We start from the raw sequence: 23,831 nt of genomic DNA, 5'->3' as shown, positions 1-23,831 counted from the left end.
TAATCGGGGTTACAGCGCGAAAGGCTTGTCCATGTCGAGCCGATACGCCAGCATTCTGAGCGCCTTGATAAGCGTTTCAAGCGCATCCGCGCCATACTCCGCAACCTTGACGGCGTTGCTTTCCGGGTCGTACTGGACGATAACTCCATGATCTTCAATGACAATCATCCCATCTTCCTTGTTTGACATAACCGGCCTCCTGTGTTAAAATATCGTTGTGTTTTGTTCTCTGTCCTGCGTTACGGTTGCAGCCGTGCGCAGGGCTTTTTGTTTTGCGCGGCGCTCCGCGCCTTTGCGCAGCATCTCGGCGTGGTTGGCGTGATAGCGCGCCCGCTGGCGCTCCCTGCGTCTTGCCTTGATTTCCTCCGGGGTGTACACGCGCTTGCGCCCCGGCTTCGCGCCCGTCGGCTCCTTTATGCCGCCCTTGCACTCGCGCTCAATGCGGGCGTCGACGACGCGAAGCTCTTGTATCCATTCCTGATACCACGCTGTCCCGCTGTAGTCCGGCAGCGGAATTTTCCCCCGCCCGCTGATCGGGTCGTACACCTTGCATCCCTCCCTTCCGCCCAAATGCCATCTGTATGTCCTGCGGCGTCCAGTACTGCAGCCCGCCGAGCATGTGCATGATCTGGTCTGGCGTGCCTCGCATTTACGTTTCTCCCCCCTCGCCCGTGAGAAATTGCAGGAACGGCTTGCGGGGTATGATTGTTCGCGCTCCTATCCTGCAAAACCTGAAACCGATCAGCTCAGGCTGGTCCTTGATATTGTCTCGCAGGTATTGCGGATCGCATCCGAGCGCCCGCGCGGCCAGCTCCGGCGTGATCGTCACCGTGTCCAGTTCACGGATTTCGTTGACCGCTGACTGCTGCTTGTCCATGTCGTTCCCCCTCACTTATCCCGTCTTGGATCTTCTTTCAAAGTTCATTCCGTGACTTCCCAATCATCTGCCATTAAGTCTCTTGCTTTCGGCTGTCACCGCCTGCCGGGGGCTTTTTTAACCCTTCGACCTCAACCAAGCAGCAGCCGCTAGTGTTGGTCGGAGTGATGATTATTCCTGAATGTCGGATTCTCTTTCCATCTTTTATCGCTTTGACCGTTGCTTCGTAAATGTTCATTTCCTCGATCCCTCCTTCTCGACGATCTTGCCAGCGTAACGCTGTCCTTTTTCGTTGTTGTCCGCTGGCAGCCATGGTATAATCAAACGCGAGGTGACGGTGCAATGGTCGAAAAACTTGAATTGTTTCTTCGCAAGCTACCCATGACTTTTGAAGACGCCTATACTTTCTGGGGTTCTCCGGGCGCATACGAAGAAGTTGTGCATTACATCGTGCTTAAGTACGGGAAGACCATCGACCTGTTTGAGTGCGAATTTGATTATCAGACCGGCAAGTATACTGATAAACTCGTGCTTTCTCTCGCTGGGCGCGAATACCTAGAAGCGATAGACAAGCGCAACGCAGAGCGCGCCGATCAGGAACGAAAGAACGCATTGAATCAGCAGTCTGCGGACGAATGGAAACGTAAAGATGCGCGCCGCTCTTGGGTGCAGTTCGCAATAACCACAATCATCACGGTTGCCTCCTTCTTCGCGGGTGCAATAGTCGAAGTATTTACAGGATTTATGCAGTGGATATCTGCGGGATTTCATTGATTCCTCCTTCTGCGCAAGCCTGCCGTCGCTCTTATCGCGGCAATAGTCGTATCAGTAGCGCGGCCATCGATAAGATAAACGCGACCCCGGAAAAATCGTTCTCCAATGTTTTGCGCCATGTTCATAAACTCGATGTCCCGAAATACTGCACATGCTGCGGAGCGCCCTTCCCTTGGACCGTATCCCTTCTTTCTAACGCTGCGACAATCGTGGAAGAGGACGAATACATGAGCGATGAAGAGAGAAGAATTATGTCTTTGTCTTTTCATGACCTCGTCATTGAATCGCCAGAAACCACTCTTGCAACAATTCGATTTAAGAAGTGTCTATCGACCTGCGGAGAGATTACCCGCAAAGCTTTCCAGAGTTTAATCGTTAAGTTTGCCTGCGACACGGCATTGAAGCTACTAGGGCTTTGAGCGAACGCAACGGCCCAATTACTTTCATGTATTCCTCACACGTTGGGTATCCGCACGAGTATTCGCTTAGCTGGTCTACCCAGCACCATGCGCATTTCTCGTCGAGTTTCCCCGCGCACTTAGTGCAGAAATTTGATCCGCTTGCATTCTTGTGTCCGCATTTTACGCACTTCATGGCGTTCCTTTCTCTGCCGCTTTTATGCGGTGCGGTCGGTCGGGTTTCGTTATGCGCTCTGTTTCTCGTTCTTCCCTCCCCCGCGCCTCTTGGGCTTCGGGGGTTCCGTCGCCTTTGCCAGTACGCCCGCGGCGTAACCAAGCACGAACTGCTTGTCTGCCTCGGGGAGCTTAGAGATTTCCGCAATCAGTTTACAACGGTCGTCTGCAATCATTTGCTTCACCTCCTTTGTGATTTCAATCACATTATACGGCGCACAAATGTAATTGTCAATACTTTTTAATAAAAAATGTAATTGACGTTACATAATTTGCGCTGTATAATAGTAAACATATAAAGGAGGGATACTATGACATTGGGGCAGAGGATAAAAGCCATAAGAAAATCGCTGCCGGGGAAAATTACACAATCTGATTTTGCTAAAAGCTTAGGCGCAACTAGGGAAATGATTACTACGTACGAAATAGATAAAGTTTGCCCGCCTGAGGCCATGATCCGCCTGATATGCAGGACATACAACATCAGTTATCTGTGGCTCAAGGACGGGACAGGGCCCATGTCCATTGCACCAGAAACAGATGATGAAAGAGTTGACGCCCTTATGTCGGGCGAAAACGAGTTTGCAAAAAAAGTGATGCGCGCCTTTGCTCGGCTCGGCGATGAGGAATGGGAGCTTCTTCGGAAGATTGTAGACGAAATAAAAAATGCGGGCCGTTAAACTCGGCCCGCAAATCTAATGACTTTACGGCAAGCGTGCTATGAGGCGACTGATAAATTTAAATATCCGTTGTAACACTGTCTCGTCTTCTATCCTGCCAACCATTTGCATTATCATTTCCCTGTAGTTCATTTCCTCGCCTCCATGCAAATACTTGTTATGGCGCACCCTCGCGCCAATGTGATGTAATAAATGTGAACTAATATTTGTTCAAACAATTTGAATGGATGTGAAAGTCTCATATACCTTTAAGGTTTCTGTTTGCACATAGTATACACCCGAGTTATTGAAATGTCACTGGAATTTAAATGGAAAAATAGAACGTTTGTTTGCATTTGTATTATAGCACGCTATCGTGCCCAGCACAACCCCGCATGAGGCATCGCCTCCTTTTAAGTCCCGGTTTAGCATCGACGCACGAATAGAAAAGTTTTAATTTAACTTTTCTCTACACTATTGATATGTAGAAAAATCAAAAAATCGGGCAAGCCAATAAACGGAAGAAATTTGCTTTTCCTTCTTATGTATTTGGTACGATTTGGAGAAGGAATTGCACGATTCATGCAGAAATTACGTACATAAAGCAGCAAAAAATCTCAAAATAATTTTGTTGCAAAAAGAAAAAGCGGTCAGATGACCGCGAAATGAGGGGGATATCTATGAATAACAGCCGTGTGCAGAAAACGATTAAAACCATGTGTTTGCTGTTGGCTATGATGCCGTTGTTAATAACGGCAACTGCGTCTGCTGATGCGCTCGAAGACGCTTGGCGAAACATAGATTTCGGAATCAAAGAAAAAACTCCGGAAGAAAAAGCCACGCAAGATGTAACCGTTGCCTTCATCCTTGCGACTGGCGACGGAACACAATTAAATCTTGAAAGTTTTCTCGACGCACTAGACGTCGAGACAACAGAGTACTTGCTAAACAAGCTTAACAAGCAATACAACCACCTTAAAAACGAAGCAGTTGTTTCAAGAGCCGAAGGATATGAAGTAAGGTTTGGCACTGTTTATACGGTCGGTACCGATATTCTCCCGGGCGAATACTTTTTAATTCCGAGGGAGCATGGTTCTTTTTTTGATCTCGCAGAAGAGATGACATCCATAACTAATCCTACTCCATTGCTCCTAACTGAAGGGCAAAGCATAAACGTGCGCTTAGATGGGTATGGGTTCACTCTCCTTCCTATCGCAGATAGCGGAAGCGCTGTAATGGGAATTCCGAAATCAGGGACCGTAGTATGCGGCATACACTTTGAGCCCGGATATTATGTCGTTACAACAGACGCCACGCCGGATTCATATTCCCCGAAGTATACTATTTTTGCTAATTCTAACGATTATTATAATCACAAAATTAAAGAGCGTTCGTTCGTGGACGAAAATGATGTATTTGCCGTATACATCGAAATCGGGAACTACATCGAAAGCAACGAATGCATCTTTATGCTTGTTAAATAAAAAGTCCGTCCCCATGCCAACGAGAAGCAGCCGCGCCAAGCGCGATTTTGAAAATAGTATTCATTCAATGTGCAAATTATCAACAGACGAGATTATTTTACTTCTAAAATCTGCAAGGGAACGCGAGTACGTTCCTATTGTCGCATCCTCCGAAGAGGAGGCTATAACGCAAGACCTTGTAACGGTGAATCCAGTACACAAAAGGGTTCCAATTAGTACAATTAAAAACCACGATAATTGGCGCGACGGATATGATGCCGGATACCCTCTTTGGGAACGTGGCGAAGAGGCGCGAAAAGCAGGAAACGTCGAAGCCGCTATTGAACTGTTTGACCAAGCTAGATACAATGGTTACAACGCCCCGATACTGTACAATTCATACGCAATGGCTTACCGCCGCCTGAAAGACTATGACAATGAAATAGATATTTTGAACGAAGGCATCATGCGAAACCCAGAGCAAGCGAGTTTGTGGGAGGCAAGGCGAGATAAAGCCATAAAACTTTTATATGCCCGGCAAGAATCCGCTAGAAAATTAGACGAAAAAACTAAACTAAAAAATGAAAGGATAAAGGCTAAGGAAAACTGCAAACAAAGCAAAACATCGATTGGAAAGCCCGTCGTGCAGATAGACGACAATGGAAACATAATAAAAGAATTTATATCGGTAACTGCTGCCGCGCAAGAAATTGGCGTAAGCCCAAAAAGCATAAGAGATGCTGCAAAGGGAGTTCAAAAGCACGCTGGCGGTTATCGGTGGATTTACAAATAAGCGTTTACGAAATAATCCCCGCCGCAGTCTCTCACCTCTGCGGCGGGCAACGCAACAAACGACAATATTTATAAACTTATCAAGGAATAGTCTCGCTCTGCACGGAGCGCGTGGGTTGAAATTGGCAAATAAAGCAAAGGAGAATCGCCGTGATCTGCAAAAAATGTCATCGTGAAATCGAAGATGCCTTTGCGTTCTGCCCCTTCTGCGGTCAAAACCAGAACGAAAAGCGGCGCGTCAACCGCAGGCGCGCCAACGGAGAGGGCACGGCCTACAAGCGCGGGAAGAAATGGACGTCGCTTATACGGGTCAAAACCGTCATGCCGGACGGCACGGTCGCGCGCGTGCCGTATACAAAGGGCGGTTTTGCGACGCGGCGAGAAGCGCTACTGTACCTTCCCGAACTGGCAAAATCAATCAAGCAGCCCCACGACGCCAACGTCTACGCGGACATATCGTTCGCGCAGCTCTACGAAAAGCTGATGGAGCGTCACGCCCGGCGCGTCGGGAAGAGCACCCTCTACTGCTACCGCGCGGCCTATAAATATTTTTCGGACATACACCACATGAAATTTGCAGACCTCAACACCGAGGACTGGCAACTCTGCATTGACGATTGCCCGCACGGCACCCGGACGCGCGAAAACATGAAAGCATTGGGCACGCTCATGTACGGCTATGCACAGGAGCTTCGCGTCATTGACAGAAACTTTGCGTCGTTCGTGTGGATCGACCGGGCGGACAGCGAAAGCCGGTTGCCGTTTACGCTCGACGAGGTAGCGGAAATCAAGGCGGCTGCAGCACAGGGCGTCCCCTATGCTGCTTGGGTCCTCTCGCTCTGTTACAGCGGCTTCAGGCCGGGGGAATTTCTTGCGCTGCCGCGCGAAGCGTTTGACCCCGCGACGAAAACGCTTCGAGGCGGAGCGAAAACCGATGCCGGAAAAAACCGCATCGTCCCGGTACACCCGATTATCATGCCGTACATCTCGGAACGCTATCTATCCGGGACGCCGTTGTTGTTTCAGCGCGAGGACGGGCCGATGCCGACGGCCTATTTCCGCGAAAAATGCTTCTACCCGCTGCTCGATCAGCTCGGCATCCAGCCGATTCCCTCCCCCGGCGAGAAGCCCGGACGCACGCCCTACTCATGCCGACACACTTTTGCGACGCTCATAAAATCAGTCGATGGGGCGTTGAAGGACAAGGCCGCGCTGATGGGGCACACGTCGTACGAAATGACGCTGCACTATCAACACGAAGATTTAATTTCATTGCGAAACATAATCAATAATATCGCCTAATCCTGTAGACCATTTTGTATTACACGCGATTCGATTTTGCTCTATTTCAGCCAATTTTTCGTAATTTCCAAAACAAAACAAAAAAGCCCGAAAACCTAGTAAAATCAAGGCTTTCAGGCTTTTTTGATGGTCTGGGTGAGAGGATTTGAACCTCCGGCCTCTTGAACCCCATTCAAGCACGCTACCAAGCTGCGCTACACCCAGATACCTCACGCGGAGAACTCTCCGGCGAACATTCAATATTATAGCACAGTTTGCGCGGATGTCAAGTGGTTTCCGTAGAATGTTTCCATCTTTCGTCGAGCGATTCACCCTTGACAGACGCGTCATGAAGTGATATGCTTCGAGCAAGTATTTAGATAACATTCTAAGTACTTGTATAAAACCAGATGAACTGGAGGTTCTACGATGAAAAAATGGATGGCTCTTTGCCTGCTCGTCTTTCTGCTTCCGCTGTCCGCGTGCGCAGATACGTCTGGGGACGGCTTGCTGGCCCAGGCGCACAGCGTTCTAGACGACTTTACATCCGCAGAATATGGCCGGGTAGTCGAGCGCTTTAGCGCTGACATGCGTTCAGCCGTAGATGAAGAGATGCTTATGCAGGGCTGGTCGGCCGTTACAGAGCGGCTTGGCGCCTATCAGGGGGTCGCAGGGGAGCAGGCTTTCTCCGGCAGCAGCACCCCCTCGGTGTCCTTCACGCTCTCGTTTGAAAGCGGTACTGCCACCTTGACCGTGGTTTTCGATGAGACCGGTTCCCTCTCCGGTCTGGCATTGCAGCCGAACATCGCCTATGAGCCCGTTGTAAAGGCGCTGCCAGAAGGTGCTCTGGAAGCGCAGGCGACCCTTTTTGCCGGTACGGAGAAGGAACTTTCCGCCTCCATCGTGTCGCCCGAAGGGGCGACGGATCAAACGCCCTACGTGCTGCTCGTGCATGGATCGGGCGCCAGCGATATGGACGAAACCATCGGCCCAAACAAGCCCTTCCGCGACATCGCCTACGACCTGGCAGCGCGGGGAGTAGGCACGATGCGCTTTGACAAGATCACCTACGCACATCCCGAGCTTCCGGTAGATACGGTCGAGCAGGAATATCTGGAGCCGGTACGCGAGGCGCTTCGGGTGCTCAAGGCGGAGACAAACGCCGCGCGCGTCTACATAGCGGGGCACAGCGAGGGAGGCATCCTGACCCCCTGGCTGGTGCGTGAGTGCGGCTTTTCGGGCGGCATTGCGCTGGCCGGCACTCCCCTTCCGCTCTGGCGCATGTCCTACGACCAGAACCTGCTCTCCATCGCCCTGATGCCCCAGGAGCAGCAGGACGAGCTCCTTCAGCGGGTAGAGGACGAGCGCGCGCATGCTGAATCGCTGCTGCAAATGAGCGAGGAGGAAGCGCGCAGCCAGACTGTGTTCGGCTTAAGCGGTTACTACCTGCAATACATGGAAAAGCTGGATCAGGTCGCTATTGCCCGTGAAACCCAGAAGCCCTTCCTCTTTTTATGGGGTGAGGCGGATCTTCAGGTCAATCGTGCCGCCTATGATGCTTGGAAGAACGGCCTGGGCGAAGGCGCGCTCTACACGTACGTCACTTATCCGGGATTGAGCCATCTGTTCCTGCCTGCCGAAGAGGGCGATTCATTCGCCAACCTGCAGCAGGCCTACATGCGTCCTCAAACCGTGGATCCGGCCGTTGCAGAAGACATTGCGCGCTGGCTTGGTTCCATCGCCTGATCCTTTAACGCCCAACGCGTGGAAGCGCCGGTGCAGAGATTCGCTCTGCACCGGCGCTTTTCCTTTTCACAGCACGATCATCCTGATGACGCGCTTTTCTTCCCCGTTCTCCTTTACATATCCCCAGCACACGATCGCAAGCTTTCCCTCCTTCCCGATCGGGACCAGATGCGGTCCGGCTCCTATGACGTCTATTTCATCCGCGCCCTCCGGGTACAATTCATGAAGGCTGCCGTCTTCCCCCACTTCCAGAAGCGCCAGATGTCTTCCCTCGCCGTACTCGCTGAGGTCGTGTTCCAGGGCGAAAGCAAAACCATCCTCCGTTTGTACAATCTGGGAACCGCTCAGGAGTTTTACGGTTTCCTCGCGGGCTTTAATCCAAATTTCCTTTCCCTGCGCGTCCAGGCACATAAGCATCGGCTTGCCGCCGATTCCGCCCGATTCGCCGCTCGCGACGAGGCTGCCGTCTTCGAGCTCCAACACGCTCAGGATGCACACGCCTCTGAGCCCTTCGACCGCTACCCCCTCATTCGTGCGCAGAATGTTCCCATTCCTGTCCAACCAGCACAGCAGGGGCAAGCCGTGTTTCAGACTCCCGTCCATGCCGGTTACGAGGTATCCGCCCGCGATAGGCCGTACTCTAGTCGCCCGGCCTGTCAGCTCATCGTACAGCCGGGCCCAGACGACCTCGCCCTGTGCGTTCAGCTGGGCGAACATCAGCGTATGCGTCTGGCCGACGGAGCTTTTTAGCAAAAAACCCTCATGCCCCTCGCATGCAAAGTTCTGGTCTCCCTCCGGCATCCGAACGCCCACCATTTCCTCCGTGCTGGGCAGCGCGATTTTCTCAAGTACGTCGCCGCTTTCGTTCAAGCGAACCTGCGTGTACGGGCCGCAGGAAGAAAGATTTCCTGCTACGTAGAGCAAAATGTCCCCGGACTCCAGCTGCATGGCGCACTCCACAGATACGCCTTTTGTAAACGTTCGCCGCCAGATGGGTTCGCCAGCCTCGCTTAAACAGACGGCGTAGGGCGTGTGCTGCCCGATCTCCAGCCCCGAAAGCATTCCGTTTGCCTGATCAGCCGCGCCATAGACCAGTACCGAACCGTCCTGCAGGGCCAGCGCGCCCGCCAGCGTATTTCCCTCTGAGAGGGAGTAGATTTGGGCGGAAACTGTCTGCGCCGTCTCGCGGTGCCGTTTCAACCGTTCTTCCGCTGACAGGCTCCCTTCCTCCTGTATTCGCCGTTCCCGCTCCAGTGCGTCTCGCGGCGACTCTACGCCGGCGTACCCGTCCGCGGCGCAGAGAATCCTTCCGTCGCCCGACACGTTGCAGGTGTAATCGTATTCATAGCGCGGAGCCTCGTAGTTGACCGTCCCGTCCGCCTCCTTCATCGCAAAATGTACGGTGTAGTAAGGCTCCAACAGCTTGTACTCGCTGCGGTGCAGGCTGTAATCGACCACCGGCTGATAAGCGTCCAGTTCCTGCGCCGTCACGCCGTACACGTCCTGTACCTCCGCGCGCGCGGCCTCTACGGCTTCCGCGGGACGGATAACATCCTTCCCTGGGAGCAGGAACACGTCTGTGTCAAAGCCCAGCAGTCCGAGATCCATGAGCATCTGCGTATACCATGCCTTGTCTTCGAGGCTCCAACCGTCCATTGGCCCCATCTCGACGTAGAGGATGCTCTCCACGCCTATATTCTCCGTGATCTTGCTCGGCCCGCCGTAGCGCTCAGCCATCAGAGCGTCCAACGCTTCCTCACGCGCTGCGTCGCTCATCTTCCCATCCAGGATTGCATCCACACGCGCATCGCCCGGCAGGATGCCGTTTTCACGCATGATCTTGAGGAATCCGAGCTTTTCATTGAGTGACCAATGGTCATAATAGCCGCTTTCAAGCTGTAATTTTGCGGCATCCTCAAAAAACGCCTTAGAGAGCGTAAGCGCCAGCGCCGTCGCCGTGGTCGCGACAACCAACACGAGGACGACGACCAGCCCCACCGACAGTTTTCTTTTCACGACTCTTTCCTCCTCCTTTTCGGGCAGGCTATGAATCGTCCGGAGCATTCGCTGCTCAAAGGCCTCGTCCATAGGCGGATACAGGCTCTTCAGCGCGTCCGAATGGATGATCCTTTTTTTCATTCAAACGTCACCTCCGAATCCGTGAGCGTCTTCTTAAGCTCGCGCCTCGCGCGAAAGAGCCTGTTTTTCACCGTCGTGACGGGTACGCCGAGAGCCCCTGCGATTTCGCGCTCGCTGTAACGCTCCATATAATGCAGCAGCAACGGTGTTCGCAGTTTCTCCGGCAGGCCCTCGATCGCCTCATAAAGCCCCACATCCTCCGGCACGTATTGCGGCGTCTGCGGCTGCTCTACAGGGAACACGCGCATGCGTGCGCGCTGCACGTTGCGGCACTCGTTAATCACGATACGCGTGAGCCATGCCCGAAAGCTCTCCGGCCGTGCTCTCGCTCTGCGCTCCCATGCCCTGAGCAGCGCTTGCTGCACGGCGTCCTGTGCGTCCGAGCGCGCGTGCAGGATGCTCATGGCGAGCCGGTACATTCCGGGCAGCAGGGCGGACGATTCCCGGGTAAACGTTGCGTCATCGACCATGGTCTACCTCCGGCGTTCAAATGCATTCGGAAAGGAAATTCCTTTCGCATGAAATACGCGAAAGAAGGGGGAAAAGTTTGATCGAAGAGAAGAAAATTCAATAAAGATACCCGCCTCGGCCGTCGGCCGGGCGGGTCAGACCATGGACAAACGATCTTCGTCGGGGAAGGAAAGTCTTGCTGCGGCAGCCCCCAAGGCCCCTCGGTGCCGCCCGTAAGCATCTGTCAGGCGAGCTCGAGCAGTCCCTTTTCAGCCATGCGCCGCACCGCCTGCGCGATGCCGGCCCGTCCATGCGAGAGCGTCAGTCCCCCCTGCATGTAGACGTTGAAGGGTGCGCGCATCGGCGCGTCCGCGCTCAGCTCGATCGACGCGCCGGACACGAACGTGCCCGCCGCCATGATGACCTGATCCTGATAGCCCGGCATCGCCCAGGGCTCTGGCAGAGCGAAGCTGTCGATGGGCGAAGCCATTTGAATGCCCTCGCAGAAAGCCACCAGGCGATCCGGTGTCTCCAGGCGCAGCGCCTGAATGATGTCGCTGCGCTCGTCGTCCACGCCCGGATGCACCGTGAACCCAAGCCTCGCAAAGACCGCCGCCGCCAGCACCGCCGTCTTCACTGCCTGGCAGACCACGTGCGGCGCGAGGAAGAAGCCCTGATAAAAGGGCTGGTAGCCGTAGGCGTAGGAACCCACCTCGCGTCCGATACCCGGCGACGTCAGACGGTAGGAGATGCGCTCCACCAGATCGTGCCGCCCGGCGATGTATCCGCCCGTCGGCGCGAGCCCGCCGCCCGCATTCTTGATGAGCGAGCCCACGATCACGTCGGCGCCCACGTGCGTAGGTTCCTGCGTGGAAACGAATTCGCCGTAACAGTTATCCACCATGACGATGGCATCCGGCTTTTTTTCGTGAATCGCCTTCGCCGCCACGCCGATCTGCGAAACCGTCAAAGCAGGCCGCCATGCGTAGCCGCGCGAACGCTGGATCATCACCACGCGCGTCTTTTCCGTGATCGCATCGAGCACCGCGTCCAGGTCGATCTCGCCCTCCGGCGTCAGCTCCACCTGCGAGTAGGAAACGCCCATCTCCCGCAGCGAGCCGTCGTAGGCCTTTGTGATGCCGATAACCTCGTCCATGGTGTCGTAGGGCATGCCCACCGCCGACAGCAGGTGGTCTCCCGGCCGCAGCAGGCCGAACAGGCATACGGCCAGCGAATGCGTGCCTGAAACGAACTGCGGACGCACCAGCGCATCCTGCGCGCCAAAGGCGCTGGCGAATACCTTCTCCAGCGTGTCGCGCCCGATGTCGTCGTAACCGTAGCCCGTCGTCGCCTGAAAGTGCTGCACGCCCACGCGGTATTCCTGCATGGCCGAGAGCACGCGGGCAAAGTTCCCATCCTCGATGCGCTCCAATTCCATAAAGCGCCTCGCGCAGTCCATCTGCGCCCCGTCGATCAGCGCCTGAAGCCTTTGTTCCTGCGCCTGTGTCCATTCCGTCATTCCCGTATCTCCTTCAAGTGCTCTAAATCCGCCCGCACGCGGTCGATGAAGGCTTCCTCCATCTCCTCCGGCGAGCCGTAATCTTCAATCTGTATAAAGCGCACGCGTGCGTCCCCCCGAAACCAGGTCATCTGGCGTTTGGCGTACCGGCGCGATTCGCGCTTGATGAGGTAAACCGCTTCTTCCATCGTGCATTCGCCGCGAAGCGCGGCGGCAATTTCCTTGTAGCCGATCGCCTGCATGGCCCCCGAAACGCCCGGTTCCACGCCCGCCTCGAGCAGCGCGCGCACCTCGCCGACGAGGCCGTCCGCCATCATTTGATCCACGCGCCGGTCGATGCGCGCGTAAAGCCGTTCCCTTTCCATCGTCAGGCCATAGATCAGCGGCGTGTAATCCTCGTTTGGCCTGCGCTCGTCCGCGTGCTCCGACATAGGGCGGCCCGTGACCTCGTAGACCTCCAATGCGCGCACCACACGGCGCACGTCGTTTTCGTGCAGCTTCCGGGCCGATTCGGGATCGACCTCGCATAGCATCGCGTGCAGGCGCGCCCTGCCGCCCGGCGTGTCCGCGACCGCGTGCAGCCGAGCGCGGATGGCCTCGTCCCCCGTCGCCTCCGCAAACTCCATCCGGTACGTGAGCGCGTTCAGGTACAGCCCCGTCCCGCCTACCAGCACGGGCAGGTGCCCGCGCCCCGCAATCTCCCCGATCGCCCGCGTCGCGCCCTCCCGGTAGCTGGAGACGGTAAAGGAATCGCGCGGGTCGCAGACGTCGATCATGTGATGGGCGATTCCTCCGCGTTCCTCCGCTGTAGGCTTGGCCGTGCCCACGTCCATGCCGCGATAGACCTGCATGGAGTCCATGGAGACGACCTCGCCTGAGAGCCTTCGGCACAGCGCGATGGAAAGCCGCGTCTTTCCGGATGCCGTCGGCCCCACGATCGCCACGATGGGCAACCCCATATGCATACCTCCGTCAGTTGTTGATGCGCTTAAAGCGCCTTTCCAGCTCGCCCCGTGTCAACCGAACCACCAGCGGCCGCCCATGTGGGCAGGTCGGTGGCGCGTCCACCTCCTGCATCTGCCGAAGCAGCGAGGCAATCTCCGATTCCGTCAGCGCGTCGCCGCCCTTGACCGCGCGCTTGCAGGCCATCTGCAAGATCGCCTCGCGCCGCCGTTCCTGCGTGGCCAGCACGCGCAGCTCGCCCAGCCTATCCAGCAGCTCCAAGAACATGGCCTTCGCCTGCGGCTGGCCCAACACCATCGGCACTGCGCGAATTTGATAGGCATCCTCGCCAAACGGTTCGATTTCAAATCCTGCCGCCTCGATTTCCTGGCGGTAGCCTTCCAACCGCTCGTGTTCCTGCGGCGTTACGCGCACGATCTGCGGGACGAGCAGCTGCTGCGAGCCCTCGCCTTGGTCGATGGAGCGCATCAGCCGCTCGTAAAGGATGCGTTCGTGCGCAGCGTGCTGGTCGATCAACAGCAGCTCGCGTTCCTGCTGTACGATGACGTAGGTGTCAAACGCTACCCCGATCACGCGGAAGACCGGCGGAACCGGGTCCGCCGGTGCGGAAAGCTCCGCCGCCGTCTCCGTCCGCAGCGTCTGCTGCTCTATTTCCACCGCCTCCTCCTTTGCAGGCGCGGCATCCCCGGATGCCGGCGTCCACTCCGCCCGGCTCTTCGCGGGCATGTCGCCCGGATAGGCCGCAAAGTCGAGCTTGGGCACAGGCGCGGCTACGGGTCCCGGCGTCTGCCGCACGCGCGGAACTTCCTTCGCTGCCTCGCCCCCGCCGAAGTAGGAGGAAACCACCTGCGCAAACGCGGCTGCCTCCCCCGCCTTTTCCGAGACCGGCTCCGGAGCCTCCTGCTTCTTTTCAAAGGCGGGCATTGCCTCTTTTTCCCTCTTCGCGGGCGGCGCCGGGTTCCCGGCTGCTGCGGGGACCTCCGGCTGCTCCGGCGGCGGCGTCACCTGCACGCGAACGGACGGAACCTGCGCGTCCGTCTGCGTCCCCAGCGTCATCGAGGGCGCCGCCGCAAAGGCTCCGCGCGCAAAGCAGTCCTTCACCGCGCCGTACACGCTGTCGTAGACGACCGCTTCATTGGAAAAGCGCACCTCCAGCTTATTGGGATGCACGTTTACGTCGAGCATGGGGCCGGGCATCTGAACGTGCAGCATGCAGATGGGGTAGTGGCCGACGGTCACCCGTTCGCGGCATGCCTCTTCCAGCGCCTGCGTGAGCAGGGCATTTCGCACGTAGCGCCCATTTAAGATAAACGTCTGGTGCGTGCGGTTTGCGCGCGCAAGCGGGCCCACGCCCACGAGCCCCGTCACCTTCACGCTTCCTTCGCTTTGCACCTGCGAAAGCTCCTTCGCGGCCTCGCGCCCATACAGACAGAACGCCGCCGCGCGCAGGTCGCCGTTGCCGGGACTGAAGTAGATCTGCTTCTCGTTGTGAATCAGGCGTATGGATACGTCGGGGTGCGCGAGAATCATGCGCAGAATCATATCCGCCACCCGCGCGCCCTCGGTCGCGGGCTTTTTGAGGAACTTGCGGCGCACGGGCGTGTTGTAGAACAGATCGCGCGCGACGATCGTCGTGCCCTCCGGGCTCGCAGCGTCCGAGATGGAGGTAATGACCCCACCCTCGTTCACGACGCGCGTGCCGCTCTCGTCCTCCCGCGTGCGCGTGGTCAGCGTCACCCGCGACACGGCGGCGATGGAGGCGAGCGCCTCGCCCCTGAACCCAAGTGAGCGCAGGTCGAACAGGTCGTCCGCCTTTCTGATCTTACTGGTCGCGTTGCGCTCAAACGCCATGCGCACGTCGCTTCTCTTGATGCCGCTGCCGTTGTCCGTCACGCGCAGGTAGCTGATGCCGCCCTCACGAATTTCGACGGTGACGGATTTTGCGCCCGCATCGATGCTGTTCTCGACCAGCTCCTTAATGGCGGCCGCCGGGCTCTCCACGACCTCGCCCGCGGCGATCTTACCGATGATCTCCGCGTCGAGCTTTTGAATCGGCCTGTAAACAAAATCCATTCCGTCCCCTCCTGTCCGTTCGCGCTGTCCCTTCACTTGACGCGCCGCGCCTGCTCGCGCAGCCTAAACAGCACGTTCATCGCGTCGATCGGCGTCAACGCCATCACGTCGATTCCCTTCAGCTCCTCCACGATGTCCATCGCCCCGCTGTCAAAAAGCGTGAGCTGCGCGGGTTTTTCTTCCGCCTGCGCGCCGATGATGTTCTGGCCGATGCTCAGCTGTCCCTTGTCACGCGTCTCAAGCCGCGCTAAAATCTCGTGCGCGCGCATCACCACCGGGCGTGGCATGCCCGCCAGCCGCGCCACGTGGATGCCGAAGCTCTTGTCCGCGCCGCCCGGCACGATCTTGCGAAGGAAGATCACGTCCTCGCCGTGTTCCTTCACCGACACGCGGAAGTTCACGACGCCGGGCAGGTGGCCCTCCAGCTCGCTGAGTTCGTGGTAGTGCGTGGCAAACAGCGTCTTTGCGCCGATGATTTCGGGATTGGCGAGGTATTCCACGACCGCCCAGGCGATGCTGAGCCCGTCGAACGTGCTCGTGCCGCGCCCGATCTCGTCCAGAATGACGAGCGAACGGGGCGTCGCATTCATGAGGATGTGCGCCATTTCGTTCATTTCGACCATGAAGGTGGATTGACCGCTCGCTAGATCGTCGGACGCGCCGACCCTCGTGAAGATGCGGTCCGTCAGGCTGATCTTCGCGGACTGAGCCGGAACGAAGCTGCCCATGTGCGCCATCAATGTGATCAGCGCCACCTGGCGCATGTACGTGCTCTTGCCCGCCATGTTCGGGCCGGTGATGATGAGCATGCGGTTATTTGTGACGTCCATGTGCGTGTCATTGGGCACGAACTGCCCGCCCGCGCTGAGGCTCTGCTCGACCACGGGATGGCGGCCTTCGAGGATCTCGATCTCCCCATCCTCCATGATCTGCGGACGCACGTACCCATACTGCGCCGCCGCAAGCGCGAGCGAGAGCAGCGCGTCCAGGGTCTTGAGCGAGAGCGCGGTCTGCTGCATGCGCTCGATGGCGGCGGAGAGCTTCTCGCGGATCTCGGAAAAGAGCTGCTGCTCGAGCCTGAGCGAGCGCTCCTCCGCGCCGAGGATCTGTTCCTCCAGCTCGTGCAGCTCCGGCGTCACGAAGCGCTCGCTGTTGGCCAGCGTCTGCTTTCTCGTATAGCGGTAGGGCACCTGGTCGTAGTTGGAGCGCGTCACCTCGATGTAGTAGCCGAAGACCTTGTTGTAGCGGATGCGCAGGTTTTTGATGCCCGTCGCCTCGCGTTCTCTGGCCTCCAGGTCCGCGACCCATTGCTTGCCCTCGGTAGACGCGCGTCGAAGCCTGTCCAGCTCCTCGCTGTAGCCGTCTCGGATGATGAGCCCGTCGGAGAGCAGCAGCGGCGCGTCCGGGTTGATCGCGCGCTCCAGCAGCGCGCGCACGTCCTCCACAGGGTCCATCTGCGTGTAAAGGGTGCGGAGCAGCGGGCTCGTTCTCTCCGCGACCAGGTCGCGTACCGCCGGGATGCGCGAGAGCGAGGCGAGCAGCGCGAGGCAGTCGCGGGCGTTGATGCTCTTGTAGGAAATACGGCTGAGCAGGCGCTCGATGTCGTACACGCCGCGCAGCTCTTCAAAGAGCGATTGGGCGAGGATGGGGTCACCCTGCAGCTCCGCCACCGCGTCCTGACGCTCCTCGATGCCCTCCTTTACGCACAGCGGCTGCTCGATCCAGGAACGCAGCATGCGACCGCCCATGGAGGTCGCGGTCTTGTCCAGGAGGCCCAGCAGCGTGCCCTGGCGGCTGCCCCCGCGGATGGAATCCGTCAGTTCCAGATTGCGCCGCGCCGTGCGGTCGAGCGCCATGTACTGCTCCCGATGGTAAATGCGAAGGCTCGTGATGTGCTCCAGCGCGTTCTTCTGCGTGTCGCCGAGGTAGCGCATCAACGCGCCCGCCGCGCGCGCGGCGAGCTTCATCTCTCTGAGGCCGAACACGTCCAGGGAAGCCACCTGAAAGTGACCCGTCAGCGCTTCTTTGGCGCTCGAGAGCTTAAAAGCGCTCTGCGCGTAGGGCGACAGCGGAACCTGTGCGCCAAGGCGCTCCGAAAGCGCCATTGCGCCTTCGTCAGCGATGATCTCGCGCGGCAAGATGCGCGCCAGTTCGTCCGCCAGGCGCGCTGTTTCCGCCTCGTAGGTGAAGAACTCGCCGGTCGAAACGTCCGCAAAGGCGACGCCCGCGCGGCGTCCATCCACGCAAAGCGAAAGGATGTAGCTGTTCTGGCGCTCATGCAGCATCGACTGCTCGATGACCGTGCCGGGCGTCACGACGCGGATCACATCGCGCTTCACCAGCCCTTTGCACAGCGCCGGATCCTCCAGCTGTTCGCAGATCGCCACCTTATATCCCTTTTCGATCAGGCGGTTGATGTAGGTTTCCGCCGCGTGATAGGGAACGCCGCACATCGGCGCGCGCTCCTTCAATCCGCAATCCTTGCCCGTCAGCGTCAGCTCGAGCTCTCTTGAAGCGGTCACCGCGTCGTCGTAGAACATCTCGTAAAAATCGCCCAGCCTGAAAAAGAGCAGCATGCCGGGGTAGCGCTCCTTGACATCGAGGTACTGCTGCATCATGGGTGTGACGTTTGCCATTTTATCCTCCGCATTTCATCGCCTGATCGGGCCTTCGTCCGCCGTTTCCTCAGTGGCAACCGCCGCAGCTTCCGCAGTTGCCGCTGCATCCGGCCTCTTCGGTTTCTCCGGTCACCATGAACTGGAGCACCTGGTTTACCTGGCTCATCATCGCGGAAAAGACGCCGCGCGCCTCCCCCATGCGGATGACCGCGTCCATCGCGTTCAGCTTTTCCTGCGCAGCCTTCATCTGCTCGCTGTGCGCGGCCAGCGCCGTGTGATCGGGCACTTCCTTCGCGAGTTCCGTCTCCACGCCCTGCTTGTGCTCCAGGTAAACGGTCATCTGCTGCGCCACCTCAGGCATCGCCATGGCCTCGTCCTCCAGAGCACGCATGGTCTTGAATTCCTCGGATTCCACGATTGCCTGGCCCAGCGCGCGCGCCTTTTCAAAAACCTCATTCATGATTTTGTGTCCTCCCATTTTGTCTTTTATTGCCGCTCCGCGATCTCGCCGCGCAGCGTGCTTTCGCCCGCAGATAAGATGCGTACCCTTACGATTTCCCCGATAAGCGAGCGATCTCCCGGGAAGTTTACGGTAATGCCGTATTCGTCCTTGCCCGCGAGCTTCGTCTCGTCGCGTTTGGACGCGCCGTCTACCAGCACCGAATGCGTGCTGCCGATCATCGCTTCCATCCGCTTTTTCGTGCTTTCCTTTTGAATGGCGATCAGCTTCTGAATGCGCCGCGCCGCCGTTTCCTCGTCGATCCGCCCCTCCATCTGCGCCGCGCGCGTACCCGTTCGGGGCGAATAGATGAAGGTAAAGGCCGCGTCGTAGCCGACCTCGCGCACGAGAGAGCAGGTTTCCTCAAACTCTTCCTCCGTCTCGCCCGGGTAAGCCACGATCAGGTCGGTCGTGAGCGCGATGTCCGGGATGCGCTTACGAAGCTGACGCACGCGTTCCAGATACCTTTCGCGCGTGTAGCGGCGGTTCATGGAAGCGAGCACCCGGTCGCTGCCCGCCTGCACCGGCAGGTGCAGCGCGTGGCAGATGTGTCGGGACGAGGCCATCACCTCGATCAGCTCGTCCGACAGATCCTTGGGATGGCTCGTCATGAAGCGGATGCGCTCCACGCCGATTTCATCCAGCGCCGAAAGCAGCTGCGGGAACGTCATGCCTCCTTCGATGTCGTTTCCGTAGGAGTTCACGTTTTGACCCAGCAGCATGATCTCCTTTACGCCATCAGCCTTGAGGCCCCGCGCCTCCGCCAGGATGGCGGCGGCGTCCCGGGAGCGCTCGCGTCCGCGCACATAGGGCACGATGCAGTAGGAGCAAAAGTTGTTGCAGCCGTACATGATCGTGATGTAGGCATGCGTGCGGCTCTCGCGCCGGACGGGCAGTTCCTCCGGAATGTGGCCCTCGTCGTCCTGAAGGACCTCCACCACGCGCCGTCTCGTCCTGAGCGCGTTTTCCATCAGCTCCGGAAATCGGTACAGGTTGTGCGTGCCGAACGCGATGTCCACGAACGGGTATTGGCGGAGGATCTTTTCCGCCATGCCCGGCTGCTGCATCATGCAGCCGCACACGCCGACCATCAGTTCGGGCCTGTCCTTTTTAAGCTCCTTGAGCCACGTCACGTTGCCAAGCGCCCGGCGCTCGGCGTTTTCGCGGATGCAGCAGGTATTGAAGATCACGAAGTCCGCCGTCTCGCGGCTCTTCGCCTTCTCCATTCCCATGTCTCCCAGCATGCCGGAAAGCGTCTCGCTGTCGTGCTCGTTCATCTGACATCCGTAGGTGACGACGCAATACGTCCGGGGACGGTCGGCGCGTGCGCGGATGCTTCCCAGCATGGCGCGCTGACGCGCGATCTCCTCCTGCGGAATCAGCGCGGGATCGGTTCTTTTCATGGATTCCTTCCTTCCGTATTGAGCAGCGCCGCCCCCTGCGGCGGCGTCTCGTTTTCTGCAAGCGCAGTCAGCGCAAACTTTTCCAGCGGCGTGCCCGGCTTGGCCAACGCGTAAACGCGCGCGCCCTCGGGCGCGCAAAGCGCGCTCAGCGCCTGCGCCGCCGAGGGGTGCAGCGTCAGCAGGAGGGCCGCGCCGCTTCCGGCGCTAAGCCGCCTGCGTACCTCAAGCAGCGCGCGCCTGGCGACTTCCTCCTCCCGCAGCACGCGCCCCGCGCCGCGGCACAGCGGACACGCGCGCGTCAGCACCTCGCCGAGCGGCTGCGACAGCCGCTTACGCGTGAGCTCCACCAGGCCAAGCCCCGTCATGCCCACGAGATGCGTCTTCGACCGGTCGGACGCCAGCGCCTCCCGCAGCGCCGCAAGCACGCCCTCGACGTGCTCTTCCTTCTCCATGTCGATGAAGTCCGCCACCACGATGCCGCCCACGTCGCGCAGCCGAAGCTGACGAGCGATCTCCCGCGCGGCCTCCAGATTCACCGCGTAGGCGGTTTCCTCCAGGCCGCGCTTGCCCGTGTACTTGCCGGAATTCACGTCGATGACCGTCATCGCCTCGCAGGGGTCGATCACGAGATATCCCCCGCAGTCCAGCCACACGCGCCGCTGGCAGGCGCGCTCTGCCTTTGTCTCCAGTCCATAAGCGTCAAAAATCGGCGTCGATTGCGCGTCGTGCAGCTCGAGCAGGTTCTCCGGCACCAGCTCCCGCAGCGCATGCGCGCCTTCCCCCTGCGCCGCAACGCGCACGGTATCCGGCGTCAGCAGGTCGCGCAGCATGCGCCCGGCGAGGTCCTCCTCCTGCAGGACGAGTCCCGGCCCGCTCCTGTTCGCATAGGCGCGCTCGATGGAAAGCAGGCGCTCGTAAAGCGCGCGGGCTTCCGTCTCGATGTCCGCGTCGTCCGCGCGCTCCGCCTGCGTTCGCAGCAGCAGTCCGCAGTCCGGAGGGCAAATCGCGCCGCCGAGCGCGCGAAGCCGCTCCTGCGCCGGCGCGGCCAGCTTGCGCGAGACGCTGACGCCCGCTCCGCCGGGCTTCAGCACGCAAAGCCTGCCCGGCAGCGTGATTTCCCGCGTCAGGCGAAGGCCCTTCGTCTCGCCCGGAGGGTCCTTCAGCACCTGCACGAGCAGCTCCTGCCCGCCGCGTACGCTTCCCGACCCGCTCAGCGGGAGGAAAGCGTTCTTCTCCAGGCCGATGTCCACGAACGCGGCCTGCATGCCAGAGAGCACGCGCTGCACGCGCCCCTTGTATAGGCTGCCCGTCCGCTTTCCCTCGCCCGCGCGCTCCAGCGCGTATTCGCAGAGCTTTCCATCCTCCACGACCGCCATGCGCACGAGCTCCCGGCCGTACTCCAAAAAGATTTCTCTCTTCATGCTCACATCTCGATCAGCGGCAGGGCCTGTCCATCCCGTACGCCGAAGAGGCCCGTGCGGCACATGCGCGCCTTGTCCGCCTTTACGCCTGCGAACTTTTCCAGGGCGCCCACCAGTACCTCGGGCTTGAGCGTGGCGATTTCCTCGAACGACACGCGCGCGTACAGCGTGATGCTGTCCTCCGTTCGTTCCGTCACGCGCAGCTCGTGGATCATCGGGCGGATGTCGACCAGCTTTTCCCCGCTCTTGGTCTTTCGAATCGCCTCGATGGATGCCTGCGCGAGGAAGCCCGGTAGGCTGCCTGAGATGACCTGCGCGCCCTCGCCGTAGAGCCGGATGTCGTAGGACGCCTGGCGCAGCATGCCCATCAGCGCGGGGTGCCGGTCGTCCGCCGTCACCACCCGTGAAGCCGACAGCGCGGGCGGCAGCACGCGGTTCATCCTTTCAAGGCAGGTTTCAGCGGGCACCTCCTGCGTCAGCGTCACGTCCAGAATTTCCGCTTCGCCCGAAATACCCACAGAAAGCGCGGAGGCGAACGACATCACCACGTGCGGGCTGAACCCCTTGGAATAAGCGATCGGAAGGCCGCTGCGGCGAAGCGCGCGCTGCATCGTGCGCTGAAGGTCCAAAAGGCCCAAGTGGCGCACGCTCTCCGCTTTTTGGAACTGCAAAAACATCCTCATTTTCTGCACGCCCCTTCCATCCGCTGCAGCCCGCAGCCTTGGCAGCCTTGGCGGCAGTCCGGCGTGGTGATGCCCTGCACCGCGCGTTCGCGCTCGCGCCACAGGTATTGCTGCGTGACCCCTGCGTCGATGAACGCCCAGGGAAGGAGCTCGTCCCGGTCGCGTTCGCGGCAGGCGTAAAAGCGCGGATCGAGCCCGCAGGCGGCGAACGCATCCATCCAGGCGTCGTACTTGAACTGGTCGGACCACCCGTCGAACCGGCATCCGCGCTTCCACGCCTCCTCCAGCACGTCCGCAAGCCGCCTGTCGCCGCGCGCGAAGCAGGCCTCTAGGAAGGAGACGTGCGGCTGATGCCAGTTGAACTCCACGCCCTTGATATGCATGCGCTCGCGCAGGAAGCGCTGCTTTTCCTCCAGCGTCTCCAGCGTGTCCTGCGCCGCCCATTGGAAGGGGGTAAACGCCTTGGGCACAAAGCACGAGGCGCTGCACGTGACGCGAAGCCCGCGCGCGCGCACATTTCTGGGCACCGCGAAGTACTGCGAGACGACCTTCTGCGCCAGATCCGCAATGCCCGCAAGGTCTTCCTCCGTCTCGGTCGGAAGGCCCATCATAAAGTAGAGCTTCACGCTGCTCCAGCCGCCCTCGAAGGCGTCCTTTACGGAGGAGATCAGGTCTTCCTCCGTGATGCCCTTGTTGATCACGTCCCGAAGCCGCTGCGTGCCCGCCTCCGGCGCGAAGGTGAGGCTCGTCTTCTTAACGCGCTGCGTCTCCTCCAGCGTCTGCTTGACCTCGCTGTCCAGCCGCAGAGAGGGCAGCGAAATCGACACGCGGCGCTCCTCAAAGCGCTGCATCAGCTCGTGCGCAAGCTGCGGCAGGCACGAGTAATCGCCGGTCGATAGCGAAGAGAGCGAAATGTTTTCATAACCCGTCGCCTCAAGCTGGCGCTCCGCGAGGCTCAGCAGCCTCTCCACGCTGCGCTCGCGCACGGGCCTGTAGATCATGCCCGCCTGACAAAAACGGCAGCCGCGCGTACACCCGCGCAGCACCTCCAGCATGATGCGGTCGTGGACGATCTCCGTGTAAGGCACGATCACATCCTCCGGGTAGGCGGCCTCGTCGAGATTTGCGACGAGGCACTTTGTGACGACCGGGCTCGCGCATGCGTCCGTCGGTTCAAACGAGGCGAGGGTGCCGTCCTCGTGATACGCCGCCTCGTAAAGCGCGGGCACGTATACGCCGCGAATGCCCGCCAGACGGCGCATGCACTCCCCGCGGCTGACCCCTTCCCGCTTGCAGGCCTTTACCACGTCGACGGTCTGGTTCGTGCTTTCCTCGCCGTCTCCGATGACGAAGGCATCGATGAACTTGTAGAGCGGTTCAGGGTTGAAAGCGCAGGGGCCGCCCGCCAGCACGATGGGGTCGTCCCAGGTGCGCTCCTCGCTGTGAAGCGGGATGCCCGCAAGGTCCAGCAGCTCCAGGATGTTGGTGTAGCTCATCTCGTACTGGAGCGTCACGCCCAACATGTCGAATTTTCTCGCCGGCGTATGCGTCTCGATGGAAAAGAGCGGCACGCCCTCCTCGCGCATGGCGTCCGCCATGTCCACCCACGGCGAATAGACGCGCTCGCAGAGCGCGTCTTCCCGCTTGTTGATGACGTCGTATAGGATCTTGGAACCCAGATGCGACATGCCCACTTCGTACACGTCGGGAAAGGCGAACAGGTAGTGGATATCGGCGCTTTCCCAGTCTTTCACGATGCAGTTCATCTCGCCGCCCGTGTAGCGCGCGGGTTTCTGCACGCGGTCGAGCAGGGCGTCGATTTTTTCCTGAATCAAAGGA

23 protein-coding genes and 1 tRNA gene are annotated in these 23,831 nt (G+C 59.1%); 7 read left to right on the top strand and 17 right to left on the bottom strand.

The window, feature by feature from the left end; all coding sequences use genetic code 11:
* Positions 1–9 precede the first annotated feature (9 nt).
* The 4 genes from C1725_RS09485 to C1725_RS19320 all read right to left on the bottom strand — a co-directional run bounded on the left by C1725_RS09485 (position 10) and on the right by C1725_RS19320 (position 1,115).
* A complete protein-coding gene (locus C1725_RS09485; RefSeq protein ID WP_102411371.1) occupies positions 10–189 on the bottom strand; it encodes a hypothetical protein in 180 nt (59 codons plus the stop codon).
* A 15-nt stretch (positions 190–204) separates the two neighbouring features.
* Complete coding sequence (locus C1725_RS09480; RefSeq protein WP_102411370.1) at positions 205–546, bottom strand: hypothetical protein; 342 nt, start codon at positions 544–546, stop codon at positions 205–207.
* A gap of 103 nt (positions 547–649) precedes the next feature.
* The gene (locus C1725_RS09475) at positions 650–877 is read right to left on the bottom strand and encodes a hypothetical protein (protein ID WP_102411369.1); all 228 of its coding nucleotides are present in this window, start codon (positions 875–877) and stop codon (positions 650–652) included.
* A 73-nt stretch (positions 878–950) separates the two neighbouring features.
* Positions 951–1,115, bottom strand: coding sequence for a hypothetical protein (locus C1725_RS19320; RefSeq protein ID WP_346026528.1), 165 nt, complete (start codon positions 1,113–1,115; stop codon positions 951–953).
* Positions 1,116–1,219: 104 nt separating this feature from the next.
* On the opposite strand from C1725_RS19320, the gene C1725_RS18985 reads away from it, so the two are divergent.
* A complete protein-coding gene (locus C1725_RS18985; RefSeq protein WP_346026527.1) occupies positions 1,220–1,651 on the top strand; it encodes a hypothetical protein in 432 nt (143 codons plus the stop codon).
* Positions 1,627–2,070, top strand: a complete 444-nt coding sequence (locus tag C1725_RS09470; RefSeq protein ID WP_346026526.1) for a DUF2321 domain-containing protein — start codon at positions 1,627–1,629, stop codon at positions 2,068–2,070. The genes C1725_RS18985 and C1725_RS09470 overlap by 25 nt, the downstream gene beginning before the upstream one ends.
* A gap of 224 nt (positions 2,071–2,294) precedes the next feature.
* On the opposite strand, the gene C1725_RS19315 is transcribed toward C1725_RS09470, so the two are convergent.
* The gene (locus tag C1725_RS19315) at positions 2,295–2,459 is read right to left on the bottom strand and encodes a hypothetical protein (RefSeq protein WP_346026525.1); all 165 of its coding nucleotides are present in this window, start codon (positions 2,457–2,459) and stop codon (positions 2,295–2,297) included.
* A gap of 135 nt (positions 2,460–2,594) precedes the next feature.
* Here C1725_RS19315 and C1725_RS09465 point away from each other — a divergent pair, with 135 nt between their 5' ends.
* The 4 genes from C1725_RS09465 (at position 2,595) to C1725_RS09450 (ending at position 6,499) form a co-directional block, all read left to right on the top strand.
* A complete protein-coding gene (locus C1725_RS09465; RefSeq protein WP_102411367.1) occupies positions 2,595–2,963 on the top strand; it encodes a helix-turn-helix domain-containing protein in 369 nt (122 codons plus the stop codon).
* Positions 2,964–3,622: 659 nt separating this feature from the next.
* Positions 3,623–4,426: a hypothetical protein gene (locus tag C1725_RS09460; RefSeq protein ID WP_102411366.1), complete on the top strand. Its 804-nt coding sequence runs from the start codon at positions 3,623–3,625 to the stop codon at positions 4,424–4,426.
* Between the two features lie 13 nt (positions 4,427–4,439).
* Positions 4,440–5,198, top strand: a complete 759-nt coding sequence (locus C1725_RS09455) for a hypothetical protein (RefSeq protein WP_102411365.1) — start codon at positions 4,440–4,442, stop codon at positions 5,196–5,198.
* Positions 5,199–5,347: 149 nt separating this feature from the next.
* Positions 5,348–6,499 (top strand): tyrosine-type recombinase/integrase, encoded by a 1,152-nt coding sequence (locus tag C1725_RS09450; protein WP_102411364.1) that lies wholly within the window; start codon positions 5,348–5,350, stop codon positions 6,497–6,499.
* A gap of 127 nt (positions 6,500–6,626) precedes the next feature.
* On the opposite strand, the gene C1725_RS09445 is transcribed toward C1725_RS09450, so the two are convergent.
* Positions 6,627–6,703: transfer RNA gene (locus tag C1725_RS09445), tRNA-Pro, on the bottom strand.
* Between the two features lie 204 nt (positions 6,704–6,907).
* On the opposite strand from C1725_RS09445, the gene C1725_RS09440 reads away from it, so the two are divergent.
* Positions 6,908–8,224, top strand: coding sequence for an alpha/beta fold hydrolase (locus tag C1725_RS09440; protein WP_102411363.1), 1,317 nt, complete (start codon positions 6,908–6,910; stop codon positions 8,222–8,224).
* A 66-nt stretch (positions 8,225–8,290) separates the two neighbouring features.
* Here C1725_RS09440 and C1725_RS09435 read toward each other — a convergent pair whose 3' ends face one another.
* The 11 genes from C1725_RS09435 to C1725_RS09385 form a co-directional block, all read right to left on the bottom strand.
* On the bottom strand, positions 8,291–10,363 hold the full coding sequence (locus tag C1725_RS09435; RefSeq protein WP_102411362.1) for a hypothetical protein: 2,073 nt from the start codon (positions 10,361–10,363) through the stop codon (positions 8,291–8,293).
* Positions 10,360–10,833, bottom strand: a complete 474-nt coding sequence (locus tag C1725_RS09430; protein WP_102411361.1) for a sigma-70 family RNA polymerase sigma factor — start codon at positions 10,831–10,833, stop codon at positions 10,360–10,362. The genes C1725_RS09435 and C1725_RS09430 overlap by 4 nt, the downstream gene beginning before the upstream one ends.
* Positions 10,834–11,057: 224 nt before the next feature.
* Positions 11,058–12,332, bottom strand: a complete 1,275-nt coding sequence (locus C1725_RS09425; RefSeq protein WP_102411360.1) for a methionine gamma-lyase family protein — start codon at positions 12,330–12,332, stop codon at positions 11,058–11,060.
* Positions 12,329–13,291 (bottom strand): tRNA (adenosine(37)-N6)-dimethylallyltransferase MiaA, encoded by a 963-nt coding sequence (miaA, locus tag C1725_RS09420; protein ID WP_346026524.1) that lies wholly within the window; start codon positions 13,289–13,291, stop codon positions 12,329–12,331. Before miaA ends, C1725_RS09425 begins: the two co-directional genes overlap by 4 nt.
* Positions 13,292–13,304: 13 nt before the next feature.
* The gene (mutL, locus tag C1725_RS09415; protein WP_102411358.1) at positions 13,305–15,368 is read right to left on the bottom strand and encodes a DNA mismatch repair endonuclease MutL; all 2,064 of its coding nucleotides are present in this window, start codon (positions 15,366–15,368) and stop codon (positions 13,305–13,307) included.
* A gap of 32 nt (positions 15,369–15,400) precedes the next feature.
* Positions 15,401–18,004, bottom strand: coding sequence for a DNA mismatch repair protein MutS (gene mutS / locus C1725_RS09410; protein ID WP_102411357.1), 2,604 nt, complete (start codon positions 18,002–18,004; stop codon positions 15,401–15,403).
* A 49-nt stretch (positions 18,005–18,053) separates the two neighbouring features.
* The gene (locus C1725_RS09405) at positions 18,054–18,446 is read right to left on the bottom strand and encodes a YlbF/YmcA family competence regulator (RefSeq protein ID WP_346026523.1); all 393 of its coding nucleotides are present in this window, start codon (positions 18,444–18,446) and stop codon (positions 18,054–18,056) included.
* 26 nt (positions 18,447–18,472) lie between these two features.
* Complete coding sequence (miaB, locus tag C1725_RS09400; protein ID WP_102413303.1) at positions 18,473–19,831, bottom strand: tRNA (N6-isopentenyl adenosine(37)-C2)-methylthiotransferase MiaB; 1,359 nt, start codon at positions 19,829–19,831, stop codon at positions 18,473–18,475.
* A 53-nt stretch (positions 19,832–19,884) separates the two neighbouring features.
* Entirely contained in the window at positions 19,885–21,309 is a 1,425-nt protein-coding gene (locus tag C1725_RS09395; RefSeq protein ID WP_102411355.1) for a ribonuclease E/G, read from the bottom strand.
* A gap of 2 nt (positions 21,310–21,311) precedes the next feature.
* Complete coding sequence (locus tag C1725_RS09390) at positions 21,312–21,992, bottom strand: TIGR03936 family radical SAM-associated protein (RefSeq protein ID WP_102411354.1); 681 nt, start codon at positions 21,990–21,992, stop codon at positions 21,312–21,314.
* On the bottom strand, positions 21,989–23,824 hold the full coding sequence (locus tag C1725_RS09385) for a TIGR03960 family B12-binding radical SAM protein (protein ID WP_346026880.1): 1,836 nt from the start codon (positions 23,822–23,824) through the stop codon (positions 21,989–21,991). Before C1725_RS09385 ends, C1725_RS09390 begins: the two co-directional genes overlap by 4 nt.
* Positions 23,825–23,831: the final 7 nt, after the last annotated feature.

This window comes from Beduinella massiliensis (assembly GCF_900199405.1).
In the GTDB taxonomy this organism is placed as follows: domain Bacteria; phylum Bacillota; class Clostridia; order Christensenellales; family Aristaeellaceae; genus Beduinella; species Beduinella massiliensis.
This window is presented reverse-complemented; position numbering and strand designations above follow the sequence as displayed.

Coding starts and splice junctions, on each gene's coding strand:
- C1725_RS19320 (WP_346026528.1), bottom strand. CDS start 1,115: ATGAACATTTACGAAGCAACGGTCAAAGCGATAAAAGATGGAAAGAGA.
- C1725_RS09455 (WP_102411365.1), top strand. CDS start 4,440: ATGCCAACGAGAAGCAGCCGCGCCAAGCGCGATTTTGAAAATAGTATT.
- C1725_RS09405 (WP_346026523.1), bottom strand. CDS start 18,446: ATGAATGAGGTTTTTGAAAAGGCGCGCGCGCTGGGCCAGGCAATCGTG.
- C1725_RS19315 (WP_346026525.1), bottom strand. CDS start 2,459: ATGATTGCAGACGACCGTTGTAAACTGATTGCGGAAATCTCTAAGCTC.
- C1725_RS09485 (WP_102411371.1), bottom strand. CDS start 189: ATGTCAAACAAGGAAGATGGGATGATTGTCATTGAAGATCATGGAGTT.
- C1725_RS09435 (WP_102411362.1), bottom strand. CDS start 10,363: ATGAAAAAAAGGATCATCCATTCGGACGCGCTGAAGAGCCTGTATCCG.
- miaA (WP_346026524.1), bottom strand. CDS start 13,291: ATGGGGTTGCCCATCGTGGCGATCGTGGGGCCGACGGCATCCGGAAAG.
- miaB (WP_102413303.1), bottom strand. CDS start 19,831: ATGCTGGGAAGCATCCGCGCACGCGCCGACCGTCCCCGGACGTATTGC.
- C1725_RS09390 (WP_102411354.1), bottom strand. CDS start 21,992: ATGAGGATGTTTTTGCAGTTCCAAAAAGCGGAGAGCGTGCGCCACTTG.
- C1725_RS09460 (WP_102411366.1), top strand. CDS start 3,623: ATGAATAACAGCCGTGTGCAGAAAACGATTAAAACCATGTGTTTGCTG.
- C1725_RS09440 (WP_102411363.1), top strand. CDS start 6,908: ATGAAAAAATGGATGGCTCTTTGCCTGCTCGTCTTTCTGCTTCCGCTG.
- C1725_RS09425 (WP_102411360.1), bottom strand. CDS start 12,332: ATGACGGAATGGACACAGGCGCAGGAACAAAGGCTTCAGGCGCTGATC.
- C1725_RS09430 (WP_102411361.1), bottom strand. CDS start 10,833: ATGGTCGATGACGCAACGTTTACCCGGGAATCGTCCGCCCTGCTGCCC.
- mutL (WP_102411358.1), bottom strand. CDS start 15,368: ATGGATTTTGTTTACAGGCCGATTCAAAAGCTCGACGCGGAGATCATC.
- C1725_RS18985 (WP_346026527.1), top strand. CDS start 1,220: ATGGTCGAAAAACTTGAATTGTTTCTTCGCAAGCTACCCATGACTTTT.
- mutS (WP_102411357.1), bottom strand. CDS start 18,004: ATGGCAAACGTCACACCCATGATGCAGCAGTACCTCGATGTCAAGGAG.
- C1725_RS09395 (WP_102411355.1), bottom strand. CDS start 21,309: ATGAAGAGAGAAATCTTTTTGGAGTACGGCCGGGAGCTCGTGCGCATG.
- C1725_RS09475 (WP_102411369.1), bottom strand. CDS start 877: ATGGACAAGCAGCAGTCAGCGGTCAACGAAATCCGTGAACTGGACACG.
- C1725_RS09465 (WP_102411367.1), top strand. CDS start 2,595: ATGACATTGGGGCAGAGGATAAAAGCCATAAGAAAATCGCTGCCGGGG.